Annotated in this window: 15 protein-coding genes; 11 read left to right on the top strand and 4 right to left on the bottom strand. The window is 56.7% G+C overall.

From position 1 onward, the window contains the following. The first annotated feature begins 3 nt into the window (after positions 1-3). Both OR573_12685 and OR573_12680 read left to right on the top strand, forming a co-directional pair. Positions 4-822 carry a symmetrical bis(5'-nucleosyl)-tetraphosphatase gene (locus OR573_12685; GenBank protein XGA79344.1) on the top strand — a complete coding sequence of 273 codons (819 nt, stop codon included), beginning with the start codon at positions 4-6 and terminating at the stop codon, positions 820-822. Further along, complete coding sequence (locus OR573_12680) at positions 819-1,982, top strand: polynucleotide adenylyltransferase (GenBank protein XGA79343.1); 1,164 nt, start codon at positions 819-821, stop codon at positions 1,980-1,982. Before OR573_12685 ends, OR573_12680 begins: the two co-directional genes overlap by 4 nt. 17 nt (positions 1,983-1,999) lie before the next feature. Here the strand turns inward: OR573_12680 and folK are convergent, their stop codons facing one another. The 3 genes from folK to tsaD form a co-directional block, all read right to left on the bottom strand. Beyond that, entirely contained in the window at positions 2,000-2,545 is a 546-nt protein-coding gene (gene folK / locus OR573_12675) for a 2-amino-4-hydroxy-6-hydroxymethyldihydropteridine diphosphokinase (GenBank protein XGA79342.1), read from the bottom strand. Between the two features lie 2 nt (positions 2,546-2,547). Continuing rightward, positions 2,548-2,901: a dihydroneopterin aldolase gene (folB, locus tag OR573_12670; protein ID XGA79341.1), complete on the bottom strand. Its 354-nt coding sequence runs from the start codon at positions 2,899-2,901 to the stop codon at positions 2,548-2,550. A gap of 91 nt (positions 2,902-2,992) precedes the next feature. Further along, positions 2,993-4,048, bottom strand: coding sequence for a tRNA (adenosine(37)-N6)-threonylcarbamoyltransferase complex transferase subunit TsaD (gene tsaD / locus OR573_12665; GenBank protein ID XGA79340.1), 1,056 nt, complete (start codon positions 4,046-4,048; stop codon positions 2,993-2,995). Positions 4,049-4,346: 298 nt separating this feature from the next. Between tsaD and rpsU the strand changes: the two genes are divergently transcribed. The 6 genes from rpsU (at position 4,347) to mtgA (ending at position 11,683) form a co-directional block, all read left to right on the top strand. Next, positions 4,347-4,562, top strand: a complete 216-nt coding sequence (gene rpsU, locus OR573_12660; GenBank protein XGA79339.1) for a 30S ribosomal protein S21 — start codon at positions 4,347-4,349, stop codon at positions 4,560-4,562. A 207-nt stretch (positions 4,563-4,769) separates the two neighbouring features. Next, positions 4,770-6,602 (top strand): DNA primase, encoded by a 1,833-nt coding sequence (gene dnaG, locus OR573_12655; protein ID XGA79338.1) that lies wholly within the window; start codon positions 4,770-4,772, stop codon positions 6,600-6,602. 218 nt (positions 6,603-6,820) lie between these two features. Beyond that, positions 6,821-8,671, top strand: coding sequence for an RNA polymerase sigma factor RpoD (rpoD, locus tag OR573_12650; GenBank protein ID XGA79337.1), 1,851 nt, complete (start codon positions 6,821-6,823; stop codon positions 8,669-8,671). Between the two features lie 195 nt (positions 8,672-8,866). Beyond that, positions 8,867-9,976 (top strand): S-(hydroxymethyl)glutathione dehydrogenase/class III alcohol dehydrogenase, encoded by a 1,110-nt coding sequence (locus tag OR573_12645; GenBank protein XGA79336.1) that lies wholly within the window; start codon positions 8,867-8,869, stop codon positions 9,974-9,976. Between the two features lie 111 nt (positions 9,977-10,087). Further along, positions 10,088-10,942, top strand: coding sequence for an S-formylglutathione hydrolase (gene fghA, locus OR573_12640; protein ID XGA79335.1), 855 nt, complete (start codon positions 10,088-10,090; stop codon positions 10,940-10,942). 9 nt (positions 10,943-10,951) lie between these two features. Then, positions 10,952-11,683 carry a monofunctional biosynthetic peptidoglycan transglycosylase gene (gene mtgA, locus OR573_12635; GenBank protein XGA79334.1) on the top strand — a complete coding sequence of 244 codons (732 nt, stop codon included), beginning with the start codon at positions 10,952-10,954 and terminating at the stop codon, positions 11,681-11,683. Positions 11,684-11,712: 29 nt separating this feature from the next. Here mtgA and OR573_12630 read toward each other — a convergent pair whose 3' ends face one another. After that, entirely contained in the window at positions 11,713-12,588 is an 876-nt protein-coding gene (locus OR573_12630) for a DMT family transporter (protein ID XGA81744.1), read from the bottom strand. 237 nt (positions 12,589-12,825) lie between these two features. On the opposite strand from OR573_12630, the gene OR573_12625 reads away from it, so the two are divergent. The 3 genes from OR573_12625 to OR573_12615 all read left to right on the top strand — a co-directional run bounded on the left by OR573_12625 (position 12,826) and on the right by OR573_12615 (position 16,112). Beyond that, on the top strand, positions 12,826-13,215 hold the full coding sequence (locus OR573_12625; protein XGA79333.1) for a DUF4168 domain-containing protein: 390 nt from the start codon (positions 12,826-12,828) through the stop codon (positions 13,213-13,215). 258 nt (positions 13,216-13,473) lie between these two features. Then, positions 13,474-15,387, top strand: a complete 1,914-nt coding sequence (locus tag OR573_12620; GenBank protein XGA79332.1) for a DUF294 nucleotidyltransferase-like domain-containing protein — start codon at positions 13,474-13,476, stop codon at positions 15,385-15,387. Next, positions 15,387-16,112 carry a 3'-5' exonuclease gene (locus OR573_12615; protein ID XGA79331.1) on the top strand — a complete coding sequence of 242 codons (726 nt, stop codon included), beginning with the start codon at positions 15,387-15,389 and terminating at the stop codon, positions 16,110-16,112. Before OR573_12620 ends, OR573_12615 begins: the two co-directional genes overlap by 1 nt. Positions 16,113-16,221 lie beyond the last annotated feature (109 nt).

Raw genomic sequence — 16,221 nt, 5'->3', positions numbered from 1 at the left:
ATGATGAGCACTTATGTGATCGGCGATCTTCACGGCTGTCATGCTGAGTTTGTCGCCTTGCTGGACAAGCTTGCCTTCAACCCGGCGCATGACCGCCTGTGGCTGGTGGGGGATCTGGTCAATCGCGGCCCGGGTTCGCTGGAATGCCTGCGTGAAGCGCGCCGACTGGGGAGTGCTGTCAGCTGTGTGCTGGGCAATCATGATTTTCACTTGCTGGTGGTAGCGCGCGGCAACGGCAAGCTGCGCAAAAAGGATACTCTGGAGGCAATTCTCGATGCTCCGGACCGTGAGCCACTGCTGGACTGGCTGCAGCAGCAATCGCTAAGCGTCAGAAAAGACGCGACCCTGATGGCCCATGCCGGTATTCTGCCGCAGTGGTCACTTGCCCAGGCTGAGATGCTAGGTAAGGAAGTGCAAACGGCGCTACGCAGTGAGCATTCAGGCGCCTTTCTGGCTGAGCTGTTTGGCGATCAGCCTGACCGCTGGCAGGATGATCTGGAAGGCATGGATCGCCTGCGCTGCATTGTTAATGTGTTTACCCGAATGCGCTTTATCTCACCCCAGGGGTATCTGGATTTTGCTGCCAAGCAGGGCCTGGACAGCGCACCGGAAGGCTATGCCCCCTGGTTCCAGTACCCCCGTGAGGACAACGCCCACCTGCTGTTTGGCCACTGGGCAGCGCTGGAAGGGCGTACTCCTGGCGCACGTATCCAGGTGGATGCGCTGGACACCGGCTGCGCCTGGGGGGGCAGCCTGACGGCATTGAACCTGGAAAGCGGTGAACGTATCGCTGTGGCCAACCATAATGTTGTCCGGCCATGAAGGGGTTTCGTTGCGACAAGCGCCTGGCCGGGCTGGAGGTTTATCGAGTGGGCGGCGCGGTGCGCGATGCGCTGCTAGGCTGGCCAGTGTATGACAACGACTGGGTGGTGGTCGGCACGACGCCTGAGGAAATGCAGCGCCGTGGGTTCAAGCCGGTCGGGCGGGATTTCCCGGTCTTTCTGCATCCGGATACGGCAGAGGAATACGCCCTGGCGCGAACAGAGCGCAAGTCCGGCCACGGCTATAGTGGTTTTGAAGTACATGCCAGCCCGAAGGTGACCCTGGAAGAGGATCTGGGTCGCCGCGACCTGACGATCAATGCCATGGCTGAAGCCTCTGACGGCCAGATTTTTGACCCCTTCAATGGCCAGCAGGGTCTGGTAGCCCGCCAGTTACGCCATGTCTCGGCAGCGTTCAGTGAAGACCCATTGCGAGTGCTGCGCACCGCGCGTTTTCTGGCCCGCTATGCAAGCCGTGGTTTTCAGATTGCCGCACCGACGCTTGAGCTGATGACAAGCGTTAGCGAAAGCGGTGAGCTAACTCACCTGGCGGCGGAGCGCGTCTGGGTGGAAACCGAGAAAGCGCTGGGCGAGCCGTCACCGCAGGCGTATTTCGAGGCTCTTGAACAGTGCAAGGCCCTGCCTGTCTGGTGGCCTGAGCTTGATGGTGACCCTCTGGCACAAGGGCTAGCTGCCATGGCAACAGTGCCAGAAACGGACGGGGTGGATACGAATGCTAGTCTGGCCCATTGGCGCTATGCGCGGCTGGTGTCGGGTTTGACGGATCAGCAGCGTGACGCTTTGGCCGAACGGCTCAAACTGCCCAAGGCAGTGGCCCGGCTAGCCGCTCAGGTGGCGCTGACCCAGAGGTACCTGGGTTGTTGGCAGCCATCTTCTCCCACTGCAGAGTCGGTGCTGGCCTGGCTAAACCAGCTGGATGCCTGGCGCAAGCCTGAACAGGTGGAAGGCCAGCTGGCGCTGGTGATGCAGCTGGCATCGGAGCGTTTGGCGACGGTGCTGCGTCAGGCCTGGAAAGACGCCGCTGCCATCAACCCCAAAGCGCTGGTAGAGCAGGGGCTTAAAGGCGCTCAGATTGGTCGAGCGCTGGAAACCCAACGCCAGCAAGCGATTGCCGACTGTCTGGCTGATGCAGGCGTCTAGCGGGTGACTGGGTAAGCTTAGCGGGCTGCTGCGTAGGCAAGGGGCCGGTCAGCCTGAGAGATCAGCTGACCTTGCCAGGTAAAGTCTACCGCCCACAGGCGCTGCTCACCCAGATCAAATTGCGCCCATAGCTCGGCGTAAGGCGTGCCACAGTTCGGATGGCGCTGTTCGGGCAGCAGTTCCGCCAGAGGCTGAAGCACAAAGGCGTTATGGGTCACTTCTGCTCTGGGCAGTAGAATGCCATCCACCGTTCCGTGCAGGCTGCCTACCGTCAGCAGGTCAATATCCAGGGCGCGGGGGCTGAACTTGGGGGTGTCCGGGCGTCGTCCGTGGCGGGTTTCCAGCGCTTTGGCCCAGGCCTGAAGCTCACCCGGTGACCAGTCGCTGTTTAAAGCGACCACCAGATTGTAAAAGTTGCGGGTATCCTTGAAACCTACCGGTTCACTTTCAAACACTCGGGATACCTGCAGACCGCCGAAGGTGTCATGCAGCGCATCCAGGCACAGGCGGATATGCTCGATGGGGGCGATATTGCTGCCCAGGCTCAGGGTAATCAATGCCATCGTCAGGCCTCACCGCGGATGATGGTCAGCCCGACACTTTGCGCCGCCGCCACGGCTCCCGGCTTGCGTACCGTTAGTTTGACACGGCCGATCGGAAATTCATGGCGCAGGGTGTCGAGCAGCTGTTCGGCAAAGGTTTCAATCAGGGCGAACTGATGCTCGTCGGCAAAGTGCTGGATGCGCTGGGAAATGGCCGCGTAATCCAGGGTCAGGCTGACATCGTCATTGGCCGCTGCCGGGCGGATATCCGTGGACATTTCCAGATCCAGGCTCAATGACTGATGAAGGGTACGCTCCCAGTCATATACGCCAATGATGGTATCGACCTTGAGCGCTTCAATAAAAATACAGTCCATAAACTCCCCCCTGCAGTGAGCCAGAATTGTACTTGAGCCACTGATTAAACAACAGCCACCCAGGTCGGAAAACGCCGCGCAGACGTCGTTTTCAGGAAGTCTGAGTGCTGGGCTCACGCAGCTGATCAAGCGGCCAGCGGGGGGTGGCCTGCATTTGCCCAGGGGCATCGCGTTCGCCGGCGGCCAGGCGTTGCGCGCCGACGTAGGCAATCATGGCGCCGTTGTCGGTGCAAAAGCGCCCACGGGGGTAGTAGGCCTTGGCGTTGCGTTTTTCACATTCCACGGCCAGGCGTTCGCGCAGTCGGGTGTTGGCGCTGACCCCGCCAGCCATGACGATGCGCTTCAGGCCGGTCTGGTCCAGCGCACGGCGGCATTTGATGACCAGGGTATCGGCCACGGCTTCCTCAAAGGCGCGGGCCACATCAGCGCGGGCCTGCTCATCCAGGGCACCTTTTGATTGCAGGTCGCGGATGGCGGTCAGGGTGTGGGTTTTCAGCCCGGAAAAGCTGAAATCAAGCCCAGGCCGGTCGGTCATCGGGCGCGGGAAGCGCATGCGTTTGGGGTCGCCCTGTTCGGCGAGTCTGGCGACATGGGGGCCGCCGGGGTAGGGCAGGCCGAGCATCTTGGCGGCCTTGTCAAAGGCTTCGCCAGCGGCGTCATCCACGGATTCCCCCAGCAGCTGGTAGCGGCCAATGCCTTCCACACTAACTAGCTGGGTGTGGCCCCCGGAGACCAGCAGGGCAACAAACGGAAACGCGGGGGCGTCGTCTTCCAGCATGGGGGCGAGAAGGTGGCCCTCCATGTGATGAACGCCCAGCACGGGAATATCCAGCGCGCGGGCCATGCCGTGAGCCGTGGCCGCGCCGACCATCAGCGCCCCCACCAGGCCAGGCCCTGCGGTGTAGGCAATGCCGTCAAGCTCCCGGCGGGTTAGTTTGGCCTCAGCCAGTACTTCTTCCACCAGCGGTAAAAGCTTACGGGTGTGATCCCGGGAGGCCAGTTCCGGCACCACGCCGCCATACTCGGCGTGCATGTCCATCTGGCTATAGAGGGCGTCGGCCAACAAGCCTTTGCCACCGCTATAGGCGGTGTCGTAAATGGCCACGCCGGTTTCATCACAGGATGTTTCGATGCCGAGTACACGCATGGGAGTTTCCTGACATTATCGGGATAAAATGAGAGATAAGGGCATGAAAACCAGACATAAACGCGATGGCGGCTTGCCCTGAAATGGCCGCTATAATACCAGCTGAGCAGGTTTTTGTATGCGGGCGGTCAGGCTTTCGGGTGGGGATTGTTTGCAAAGCGTTGGATTCACCACTAAACTATTGTGCGCTGTAAATACAGGTCCGTATAGGCTAGGTAGGGTAATCAATGTGCATTGCCAGTCTGGCTATCGTACGGGCTATCCGAACTCAAGACTCCTTAAGGTAGGTGAGTGCTTAATGCCTTCTGTAAAAGTACGTGATAACGAGCCGTTTGACGTCGCCTTGCGTCGTTTCAAGCGTTCTTGCGAAAAAGCCGGTGTTCTCTCTGAAGTCCGTCGTCGTGAGAACTACGAAAAGCCGACTGCTGAACGTAAGCGCAAAGCGGCAGCTGCCGTGAAGCGTCACGCGAAGAAGCTTCAGCGTGAGCGTAAGCGTTTCGAACGTCTCTATTGATCCGTACCGGAAGCGCTTTCTTTTCAGAAAGTTCTTCTAGAAGGATGCCAAGCGGCTACCACTGTGGTGGCCGCTTGTTTTCGTTTTGACAGATGTCTGGTTAACGCCTTCATGATAGACAGATAATGACGGTGGGTGTTACCCAGACAGCTGAACAGGCCAGTTTCCCGGAAGCTGTGCGTCGACCCAGCGAGTATCCGCGTTTCTATGGCAGGCCAGATTCCTCAGCGCTTTATCGATGATTTGTTGAGCCGCGTCGACGTGGTCGAAGTGGTGGGCGAACGTGTGCAGCTTAAAAAGTCCGGACGTAACTATTCTGGCCTTTGCCCTTTCCATCAGGAAAAGTCACCGTCTTTTACGGTTAGCGCTGACAAACAGTTCTATCATTGTTTTGGCTGTGGTGCTCATGGCAGTGCGCTGCGCTTTCTCATGGAGTACGACAAGCTGCCCTTTCCAGAAGCGGTTGAGCAATTGGCCGGGCGGCTTGGGCTGGAGGTGCCGCGGGAAGGCGTTGATGACCCCAGAGCCAGGGAGCGTGAGAAAAAACGTGATCAGGGCGTCAACCTGCTGGAGCTGGCGGCGCGCTTCTATCGGGAGCGGATGGCCATGCAGGAAGGTCAGGCCGCTCAGGCCTACCTGGGTCAGCGCGGTTTATCGCCAGATGTGGTGAAAACCTATGGCGTGGGCTACGCTCCAGCGGGGTGGGATGCGCTCAAGAAGCATTTGTCCGAACGGGGTGTCAGTGAGGCTGTGCAGATTGAGTACGGTCTGCTGATTCATCACGAGGATTCAGGGCGCACCTATGACCGCTTTCGCGACCGGGTGATGTTTCCGATCCGTGATCTGCGCGGTCGTACCATTGCCTTTGGCGGCCGGGTGTTGGGCGATGCCAAACCCAAGTATCTGAACTCGCCGGAAACGCCGGTCTTTCACAAGGGGCGCGAGCTATACGGCCTTTATGAGGCCCGTCAGGCGCCGGAAAAGCTGGAACAGTTGGTGCTGGTGGAAGGCTATATGGACGTGGTGGCGCTGGCCCAGTTCGGTATTCGCAATGCGGTGGCGACTCTGGGAACGGCAACAACGGAAGATCATCTGCGGCGGCTGTTTCGCATGGTTAGCCGGGTGGTGTTCTGTTTTGACGGTGACCGAGCCGGACGCCAGGCGGCCAGCCGTGCACTGGAAACGGTGATGCCGCAGATGATTGATGGGCGTGAGGCGCGGTTTCTGTTTCTGCCGGAAGGCGACGACCCGGATGATCTGGTGCGTCGCGAAGGTGCACAGGCCTTCAAGGATCGCGTGACCTGCGCCATGCCGCTGTCAGAGTTTCTGTTTGAACAGGCCGCCCAAGGACGTGATTTGAATGCCGTTGAAGGGCGCGAGCGTTTTGCCAGTCAGGTATTGGTAGCGCTGAGTAAGGTGCCTGAAGGCATGTTGCGCTCCCTGCTGTTTGAAGAGTTGTCGCGGCGTAGTGGGCTAAAAGAAGCTCAGCTGAACGCCTTGCTTCAGCAACAGGAAGCGCGTCGTTTACCTGCGGCGAGCCAGCCAGCCTCCAGTGCTACACCTGAAAGTGAGCCAGGAAAAACGTCAGCTGCGCCCTTGTCAGGTGCACGGCGGCGAGGCGTCCTGTCATCCATTGAACGGGTGATTCAGCTATTGCTGCATGAGCCGACGCTGGTGGATGTCGTCGATGAATCGCTGGAATGGTTGCCGGATAATGAAGAAGGCAGTCTGTGCAGGGAACTGATTGTGCTCTTGCGGGCCGGCCGCTTTCGTAGCCCGCAGGTCGTGTTGGCGCACTTTCAGGGCAGCGCCCAGGGGCAGTGGTTGACCTCGCTGGCACAGCAGGAGCTATTGATACCCCGTGAAGCGCGTAAAGCGGAAGTGGAAGGTATTATTGAGCACTTGCAGCAGGCACAGCGCAAGCGTTCGCCGGAGCAGGAATATGCAGCGCTGATTGATCAGGAGCGGGCAGGAAAAAAGCTGGATGGCGAGCAGCGCCAGCGCCTTGCCCAGTTGATCAGGGAGTTGACCCAGCGCTAGGGAAAGGTAAGCGGGGTTGAATTCTCCGGGAACATCACCACATAAAGGTTATGTCGAAAGGCACTGGCCGAACAGGACAAACTAACACACCTGAAACACCGCGCAAATATGCCAAGCTGGAAAAATACCCATTGCTAACGCTATACTGTTCGGCTTGTTGGACGTAAGACGTCCAGCGTTTCAGGTGCTTCATTCTTCTTCGTCGAGATAGGGTTTCTATGGCTGGAAATGCGCAGCAGCAGTCACGTCTGAAGGAGTTGATCGCGCGGGGTAAGGAGCAAGGCTTCCTGACCTACGCTGAGGTCAACGACCATCTACCCGAGGATATCGCTGATCCGGATCAAGTGGAAGACATCATCGGCATGATCAACGACATGGGAATCAGTGTCGTTGAAGAAGCGCCAGATGAAGACACCTTGATGATGTCGGATCACTCCACGGATGAGTCCGCTGCTGAAGAAGCAGTGGCAGCCCTGGCAGCAGTGGAAAGCGATGTTGGCCGAACCACTGACCCAGTGCGTATGTACATGCGCGAAATGGGGACGGTTGAGCTTCTGACCCGTGAAGGCGAGATCGAGATTGCCAAGCGTATTGAGGAAGGCACCCGTGAAGTCATGTCGGCACTGGCCTATCTGCCTGGTGCCGTGGCATCCGTTCTGGATGCCTATGATGCGACCCAGGATGAGGAAGCGCCGGGGCGTCTTTCCGACCTGTTTTCCGGCTTTATCGACCCCGATGAAGGTATTCCCGGTGTCGCCGAGGCTGAAGTGATTGAAGAGCCGGAAATTGATACCGAGCTTGGCGATGACGATGTCGACACTGACGACGATGAAGAAGACTCGACCGCCAATGAAGGTGGCCCGGATCCTGAAGAAGCGCGAGCGCGTTTTGAACAGATTCGTGAACAGAACGCCGCCGTTGAAGCTGCTTTTGCCAAGCATGGCAGTGGCAGCCCGGAGCTGAAAGCCGAGCAGGCGCGTCTGGCGGAGCTGTTCTCGCCGATCAAGCTGGTGCCCAAGCATTTCGAGCGTTTGGTCGGTCAGGTGCGTATCAGCGTCGAGCAGGTGCGTGCCCAGGAAAAGACCATCATGCAGCTATGCGTGAAGAAAGCCAAGGTGCCGCGCAAGACGTTTATCAAGTCGTTCCCGGGGCATGAATCACGCAAGGCATGGCTGGATGATTTTCAGGAAGCTTTCCCCAAGTACGCCGATCGCCTGGAGCCGCTACGCGCCGATATCGCCCGCTCCCAGCGCAAGATTGCCTTTGAAGAAAATATGGTTCAGCTCAACGTGGGCGAACTCAAAGAGGTGAATCGCAAGCTTTCTATCGGTGAAGCGAAGGCGCGTCGTGCCAAGAAGGAGATGGTCGAGGCCAACCTGCGTCTGGTGATTTCCATCGCCAAGAAGTATACCAATCGCGGCCTGCAGTTCCTGGATCTGATCCAGGAAGGCAACATTGGCTTGATGAAGGCCGTCGACAAGTTCGAATATCGCCGAGGCTACAAGTTCTCGACCTATGCGACCTGGTGGATCCGTCAGGCGATTACCCGCTCGATTGCCGACCAGGCGCGTACAATCCGTATTCCGGTACACATGATTGAGACCATCAACAAGCTCAATCGTGTGTCTCGCCAGATGCTGCAGGAAATGGGCCGTGAGCCGACACCTGAAGAGCTGGGCGAGCGTCTGGAAATGCCGGAAGACAAGGTTCGCAAGGTGCTCAAGATCGCCAAGGAACCGATCTCCATGGAAACGCCGATCGGTGATGACGACGACTCACACCTGGGTGATTTCATCGAAGACAGCTCCATGCTGTTGCCGATTGATATGGCCACCGGCGAAGGGCTGGTTGAAGCTACTCGCAACGTCCTTGGCGGGCTGACCGCACGAGAAGCCAAGGTGCTGCGTATGCGCTTCGGTATTGATATGAATACCGACCACACCCTGGAAGAGGTGGGTAAGCAGTTTGACGTGACCCGGGAACGGATTCGCCAGATTGAAGCCAAGGCGCTACGCAAGCTGCGCCACCCGAGCCGCTCGGAGCCGCTCCGCTCATTCCTTGATGAGTAAAGTGATGTGCCGGTGGTTGAGTTGCCGAAACCGCCAGGCGTACTGGTAAGACAAAGCCCTTGTAGATAACCTTCTACAAGGGCTTTTGGCTGTTTATGATGGCGCATTCAGACAAGCGGGAATTGATGTTGCTGTTTATATTGTTGAATACATAAACATCTATCTAACACTACCTACAACGTAAGGACGATGACCATGAAATCACGTGCGGCAGTGGCGCTTGAAGCAGGCAAGCCACTTGAGCTGGTAGAAATTGATGTGGAAGGCCCGAAAGCCGGTGAAGTGCTGGTCAAAATGGCCGCCACCAGTGTCTGTCATACCGATGCCTATACGCTTTCAGGGGCAGACCCGGAAGGTAACTTCCCGGCGGTGCTGGGTCATGAGGGCGCGGGCGTTGTTCAGGAAGTGGGGCCTGGAGTTACCAGTGTCAAACCCGGTGACCATGTCATTCCGCTGTATACGGCAGAATGTGGCCAGTGCAAATTCTGCCTCTCGGGCAAGACCAACCTGTGTGGTTCAGTGCGCGCCACCCAGGGCAAAGGGGTCATGCCGGATGGCACCTCGCGTTTTTCGCTGGAAGGCAAGATGCTCCATCACTACATGGGCACCTCTACCTTCAGTGAATATACGGTGCTGCCGGAAGTGTCTCTGGCCGTGGTCTCCAAGGAAGCGCCCATGGACAAAATCTGCCTGCTGGGTTGTGGCGTCACCACCGGCATTGGTGCCGTGCTCAATACTGCCAAGGTAGAGCCAGGTTCAACCGTGGCTGTGTTTGGCTTGGGGGCGATTGGTCTGGCGGTGATTCAGGGCGCCATGATGGCCAAGGCTGCACGGATTATTGCCATTGACGTCAACCCGGACAAGTTTGAGTTGGCCAAGCAGTTCGGAGCGACCGATTTTGTTAACCCCAAGGACTACAATGACCCGATCCAGCAGGTGATTGTTGACCTGACTGACGGCGGCGTTGATTACTCCTTTGAGTGTATCGGCAATGTCAATGTCATGCGTTCGGCACTTGAGTGCTGCCATAAAGGCTGGGGAGAGTCGATCATCATCGGAGTAGCCGGTGCCGGGGAAGAAATTGCCACGCGGCCTTTCCAGCTGGTGACCGGGCGGGTCTGGAAAGGCTCTGCGTTCGGTGGAGTAAAAGGCCGCAGCGAATTGCCGGGATATGTCGAACGCTACATGAACGGTGAGATCAATATTGATGACTTCATTACCCATGATATGCCGTTTGAGCAGATCAACGAAGCCTTTGACCTGCTCCACGCGGGCAAGAGCATTCGTACCGTACTGCATTACTGAGTATGATGGTGACATCATAACTTGGTGCCCGTAAGGGCGTAGGATGCCCGGTGCGGCCTTGGTGGTTGCAGCCGGGCAAGGATCCCGGAGCCTGTTGTCAGGAGCGTGCCTATGAGCATGAGTGAAACCCTAGAGCTGGTATCGGCCAACCGTAGCTTTGGCGGCTGGCACAAGCGCTATCGTCATTATTCGCGGGCGCTGGACTGCGATATGATCTTTGCCGTTTATCTGCCGCCCCAGGCGGAAGAGGAACGGGTGCCACTGCTCTGGTGGCTGTCAGGTTTAACCTGCAACGATGAAAACTTCATGCAGAAGGCCGGTGCCCACCGGCTTGCCGCCGAGCTTGGGGTGGCCATTGTCTGCCCGGATACCAGTCCGAGAGGCACCGACCTGCCCGGTGAACATGAACGCTATGATCTGGGTTCTGGCGCGGGCTTTTATGTCAACGCCACTGAAGCCCCGTGGAAGCCGCATTACCGTATGTACGATTATGTGGCTGAAGAATTGCCCTCTGTGGTGCGTCAGCATTTTCCGGTCAATGGGCGCGAATCGATCAGCGGTCATTCCATGGGCGGCCATGGTGCTTTGATTCTGGCCTTGCGCCATCCAGGGCGCTTTCGCTCGGTATCGGCCTTTTCCCCAGTGGTCAACCCTATGGAGTGCCCCTGGGGTCGCAATGCCTTTAGCCATTACCTTGGCGATGATATTACCCGCTGGCGTCAGTACGATGCCTGCGAACTGGTGGCTAACGGCGCTTCACGCCAGCGGCTGTTTATTGATCAGGGTGAGGCTGACCAATTCCTTGAAGAACAGCTCAAGCCTGATCATCTGGAAGCCGTCTGCGAGAAGCATGACCATCCGCTGACGCTCAGGCGCCAACCGGGCTATGATCATTCCTACTTCTTTATTGCCACCTTTATTGAAGATCATCTGCGCTATCATGCTGAGCATTTATATAAGCGGTAAGGATACCTGATGTTGAAACGAGCGCTCGCGCATGTGGCCGGTTTTGTCTGGCGAATTCTCTGGCGGGTAGCGCTCGTTTTTGTGCTGTTATCCATTGCTCTGGTGCTGCTCTTTCGCTATGTGCCACCTCCGGGCTCCATGGTGATGCTGGAGCGTAAGGTTCAGGGCTGGCTAGCCAATGAGCCGATCACCATTGACCATCAATGGCGGGATTGGGAAGCCATGGCGGACGCGGCCAAGCTGGCGGTGATGGCCGCCGAGGATCAGCGCTTTCCCTCTCACTCCGGGTTTGATCTGATTGAAATTCGCCAGGCGCTGTCCACTGCTATCAGCGGTGGACGCCTGCGCGGCGCCAGCACCATTAGCCAGCAGACCGCCAAGAATGTCTTTTTGTGGAGCGGGCGCAACTGGGGGCGTAAGGCGCTGGAGACCTGGTTTACCGTTTTGATTGAGCTGATCTGGGGCAAGCAGCGCATTCTTGAGGTGTATCTGAACGTCGCCGAATGGGATGAAGGTGTTTTCGGCCTGGAAGCCGCTTCTCAGCATTATTTTGGCGCATCGGCCAGTGCGTTGAGTGAACGTCAGGCAAGCCTGTTAGCCGCCATCCTACCCAGCCCGCTGACCCGCAGTGCGTCCGTGCCAAGCCCCCAGGTCGAACAGCGCAGCCAGTGGATTCGCCAGCAGATGCGCAACCTGGGCGGCTCGCGTTATCTTCAGCGGTTGTTACCTCCCGCCACCTGAACCCTCATAAGCAGAGGCGTCATCCTTCATTATGCCTTGGTGCCCGCCTGGGATGATTTAACCACCATAACAACACCCAGGATAGTGATCGCCATCCCCAGCAGGCCCAGCCAGGGCAAGCGTTCGTCAAATAGCCACCAGGCCTGCAGGGCGGTTACCGGGGGGACCAGGTAGAAAAGACTGGCCACTCTTGAAGCCTCGCCTTTTTTGATCAGCGCCATCAACAGCATGATGGCGGCAATGGACAGCACCAGTACCAGCCAGCCAAGGGTCAATAAAAACGTAGGTGTCCAGTCTACACTGCGGGTTTCTAACAGGAGTGCGCCACCGCCAAACAGGGCGCCTGCGGCCAGATACTGAATCGCCGTGCCTGAAATCAGATGCATGCTGGTGCAAAAACGCTTCTGGTAAAGTGTGCCGATCGAGATACCCGCCAAGGCCGCCATCACGCTAAAAAGCGCCGGTAAACCAAAGCCAGCAAACAAGGTGTCACTAATATCGAGTTTGCTACCCAGCACCAGGCTAATGCCCACCAGGCCGAGTACCAAGCCGATCCATTGGCGCTGGTTGAGTTTTTCACCTAGCAAAGGGCCCGCGCAGGCGGCCGTCAGTAGTGGTTGTAAGCCGACCAAAAGTGCGGCGAGTCCGGCGGGCATGCCGTGGTAGATGCCGTAAAAAACACCCCCAAGGTAAGCGCCGTGAACCAGACAGCCGGTGACGGCTATGTGCCCCCACAGGCTGGCCTTGGAAGGCCAGGGAATGCGCATGACAAGTGCCAACGGGATCAGGATCAAAAGCGTCAGCATCATGCGGATAAACAGAAAGGTAAAGGGTTCAGCGTAAGGCAAGCCAAATTTGGCGCCGATAAAGCCGGTACTCCATAACAGGACAAACAGGACGGGCATGGCGGCCAGGCCCAGTTCGCCCGGCGTGGCGTGGCGAGCGGTCGAGATCACATCTTTGAGCGAGCGGCTAGGCATATAGGTTGTCCTGTCCGGTAAGAGAATGGGTGAAATTAACTGATTTTATTTTTTTACTGTAAGTTACACAAAAAATTGAACCTGTCTATCTGCCATGCGTCAGAGTGGGTACGTTGACTAACGTACGCCTTAAATCCACCTCAGAAGTTATCGAGGTTCTCTATGCAACGTTTAACTGCACTGTTTTCTGCCGCTCTGTTAGCCACTGGTCTGATAGCAACTGCTGCTCATGCTCAGCAGACACAAGATCCTGCCCAAGATCCCATGGCCACCCAGCAGGCGCCAGCGCAGGATTTTTCTGATCAACAGTTGCAACAATTTGCTGATGCTTCTCAGGAAATCGCGGTTATTTCCCAAGATTATACCCAGCGCCTTCAAGAGGCTGAAGATGAGCAGAGCCAGCAGGAAGTACGTGCTGAAGCCAACGACAAGATGATTGAAGTCGTGGAAGATAGCGGTCTCAATGTCGAAACCTTTAATGCTATCGGTCAGGCCATTCAGCAGAACCCCGAAATGATGCAACGCGTACAGGAAATGGCATCACAGTCGTAATATGGCGATGTCATCTGGTCAGCGCTAGGTTTTTTGATTAAACCCCATTAAACAGCGTCAAATCAGATATTGACCATATCAGTATAAGGCTCGGCACTGTGATGGTGCCGAGCCTTTTTATAGCTCTCTGCTTTATCTTGCGCCTTGATGCTTGCACACTGTATGCAATATGTCGAAAAGGCGAGTCGCTGGCGAGATATTGTCAGTAACGGTTGGTTATCAAGGGCCTGCAAAAAGCCCGTCGACTAGGAGAAGTGCATGGACGTTGAGCTTCTGGAGATTCATCAGCACATGGGCAAGTATCCGCCCTTTGACGGTTTGTCAGATGAGCTGCTTGATCGTATTGCCGAAAGCGTTGAGGTTCGCTATTTCAAAACAGGTAGCGAGATTCTGCGTCTTAACGAAACTGTCAATGAGCTGTGTTACATACGCAGCGGGGCCGTTGAGGTCTATCGCCGCCAGGGCGAGCTTTATAACCGCTTGGGTGAAGGCGATATCTTCGGCCACTTCAGCCTGTTGCGCGGGCACCGGGTGCGCTATCCGGCCAAGGCGATTGAAGATACCCTGATCTACTTTATTCCCGGGGCTGTGTTCCAGCAGCTGTGTGATGAAGACGACCACTTTGCGGATTTTATCGAAGTCGAAAGGCCACGCTTGGAAAGCGTAGCGGAAGAGCAGAAAAAATCCAATGACATGATGGTCACCCGGATACGTAAACTGCTGTCGCGTTATCCGGTCATGGTTGAAACCACTACTACGGTGCAGGCGGCGGCTCAACAGATGAGCAATGCTCAGGCCTCTGCGTTGCTGGTACTCAAGCGTGGCAAAGAGAACCCACGCTTTAGCTTTAATGATAGCGAAGGCGTTGCCTGGCAGATGTGCGGCATCCTGACCGACAGCGATTTTCGCAAGAGCATTGTCGCTCAAGGCCTGCCGCCTGAGACGCCGGTAGGCGATGTGATTGGCCCCCACCTGATTACCGTGCAGTCTGACGTGTCGGTTTACGAAGCCATGCTGACCATGTTGCGCAGCAATGTGCATCACTTACCGGTACTGTATCGCCAGCGCCCGGTAGGAGTGGTGCATTTATCCGATATTATCCGCTATGAAACCCACAGCGGGCTTTATCTGGTCAGTAATATTTTCAGTCAGTCCAGCGTTGAGGGGCTGGCCCGCTTGGCGCCGGATGTCAGCGCAGCCTTTGTGCGTATGGTTCAGGAAGAGGCCAACTCGCACATGGTAGGCAGTGCGCTGTCAACCATAGGCCGCAGTTTTACCCGTCGCCTGCTGGAGATGGCGGAAGAAGAGCTTGGGCCACCACCCGTGCCCTATAGTTTTATGGTCAATGGTTCCATGGCGCGTAACGAACAGACCATAGTGACGGATCAGGATAATGCGTTGGTGATTGACGATGCTTTTGATCCCGTACAGCACGATGACTACTTCTATCAACTGGCAAAGTATGTCAGTGATGGGCTGGATGCCTGCGGCTATACCTACTGTAAAGGTGATGTCATGGCGACCAACCCACAGTGGCGGCAACCGCTGCGGGTCTGGAAAGAGTATTTCCGTGACTGGATCAATAATCCGTCGCCTGAAAAGCTCCTGCACAGTTCGATTTTCTTCGACCTTGACAGCGCCTATGGTGAAGAAGTCTATATCGAGACCTTGCAGGATCTGGTGGCAAGTGAGGCGGCCAAGTCACCGCTATTTTTGGCGGCCATGGCTCGAAATGCACTCAACCGCACGCCGCCTCTGGGGTTCTTCCGTACTTTTGTGATGGAAAAAGATGGCAAGCATAATAATTCCATCAACCTGAAGCGGCGTGGCACCGCGCCCATGGTAGACCTTATCCGGATTCATGCGCTGGCCTGTGGTTCAAAAGCCCAGAATTCCTTTGAGCGGCTTGACGATATTGCCAAGACGCAGCTGCTGGCCAATGGGGTGACCGACAAACTGCGCTATGCGCTGGAGTTTCTATGCATGTCGCGTATTCGCCATCAGGTGATTGATCTGCAGGAGGAGCGCACACCGGATAATAATATCGAGCCGGAAAACGTCGCCAGTAACGAGCGGCATACACTGAAAGATGCTTTTCAGGTGTTGAGTAATGCCCAGAAGTTTCTGAAATTCCGCTACCCGATGCCAGCTCACAGGCAGGGACGCAGCTAATGGTGATGATACGTCCACGCAAGAAGATCGTTCAGTCGGATTGGAGTGCCTACCTAAACCAGCGTGGCCAGCAGGTTCGTGATCCTGCCATTCAGCGTTTTTTTCAGACTCCTATGCCCAGCGGCGATACGCCGATTGCTCAGGTGCCCATGGTGGCACTGGATATGGAAACCACCGGTCTGGATGAGCGCCGACACGCGATTGTCAGTATTGGCATTGTACCCTTTGACATGAACAGGATTCTGCTGGCTAAGCGCCGTTACTGGGTGATCAAGCCACCGCGCCCACTGGCAGAAGAGTCGATTGCCTTTCATCATATTACCCATTCGGAAATTGCTCACGCACCGGATCTCAACGAGGTGCTGAATGACCTCTTGGATGCCCTGGCGGGCCGTCTGGTCGTTGTCCATTTTCGTCATATCGAGCGACCATTTCTGGATGCGGCCGTCAAGGCACGTCGCGGAGAAAGCGTGCTTTTCCCAATGATTGATACCATGTCGCTGGAAGCGCGTTTGCATCGTCAGTCACTGTGGGCGCGCTTTCGCCGCTGGCTGGGTCGTCCACCGGTGTCCATTCGCCTGAATGCCAGCCGCCAACGTTACGGCCTGCCCGCCTATCAAGGGCATCATGCGCTGGTGGATGCGTTGGCCACAGCGGAACTGTTACAGGCACAGATTGCCCACCATTACCAACCGGAAACGCCGCTGCGCGATCTCTGGACCTGACCGGTTAATCTTGGCCAAGGCACTGGTAACGCGATTCCAATAAGTAACGCTATTCCAATAAAAAGGGCAGCCCGAGGGCTGCCCTTTAACATGCTGATAGGGGTATCTA

The sequence above is a fragment of the Halomonas sp. CH40 genome (assembly GCA_041875495.1).
GTDB lineage: Bacteria > Pseudomonadota > Gammaproteobacteria > Pseudomonadales > Halomonadaceae > Vreelandella.
The sequence above is the reverse complement of the archived record's forward strand: the minus strand, read 5'-3'. Positions and strand labels throughout refer to the sequence as shown.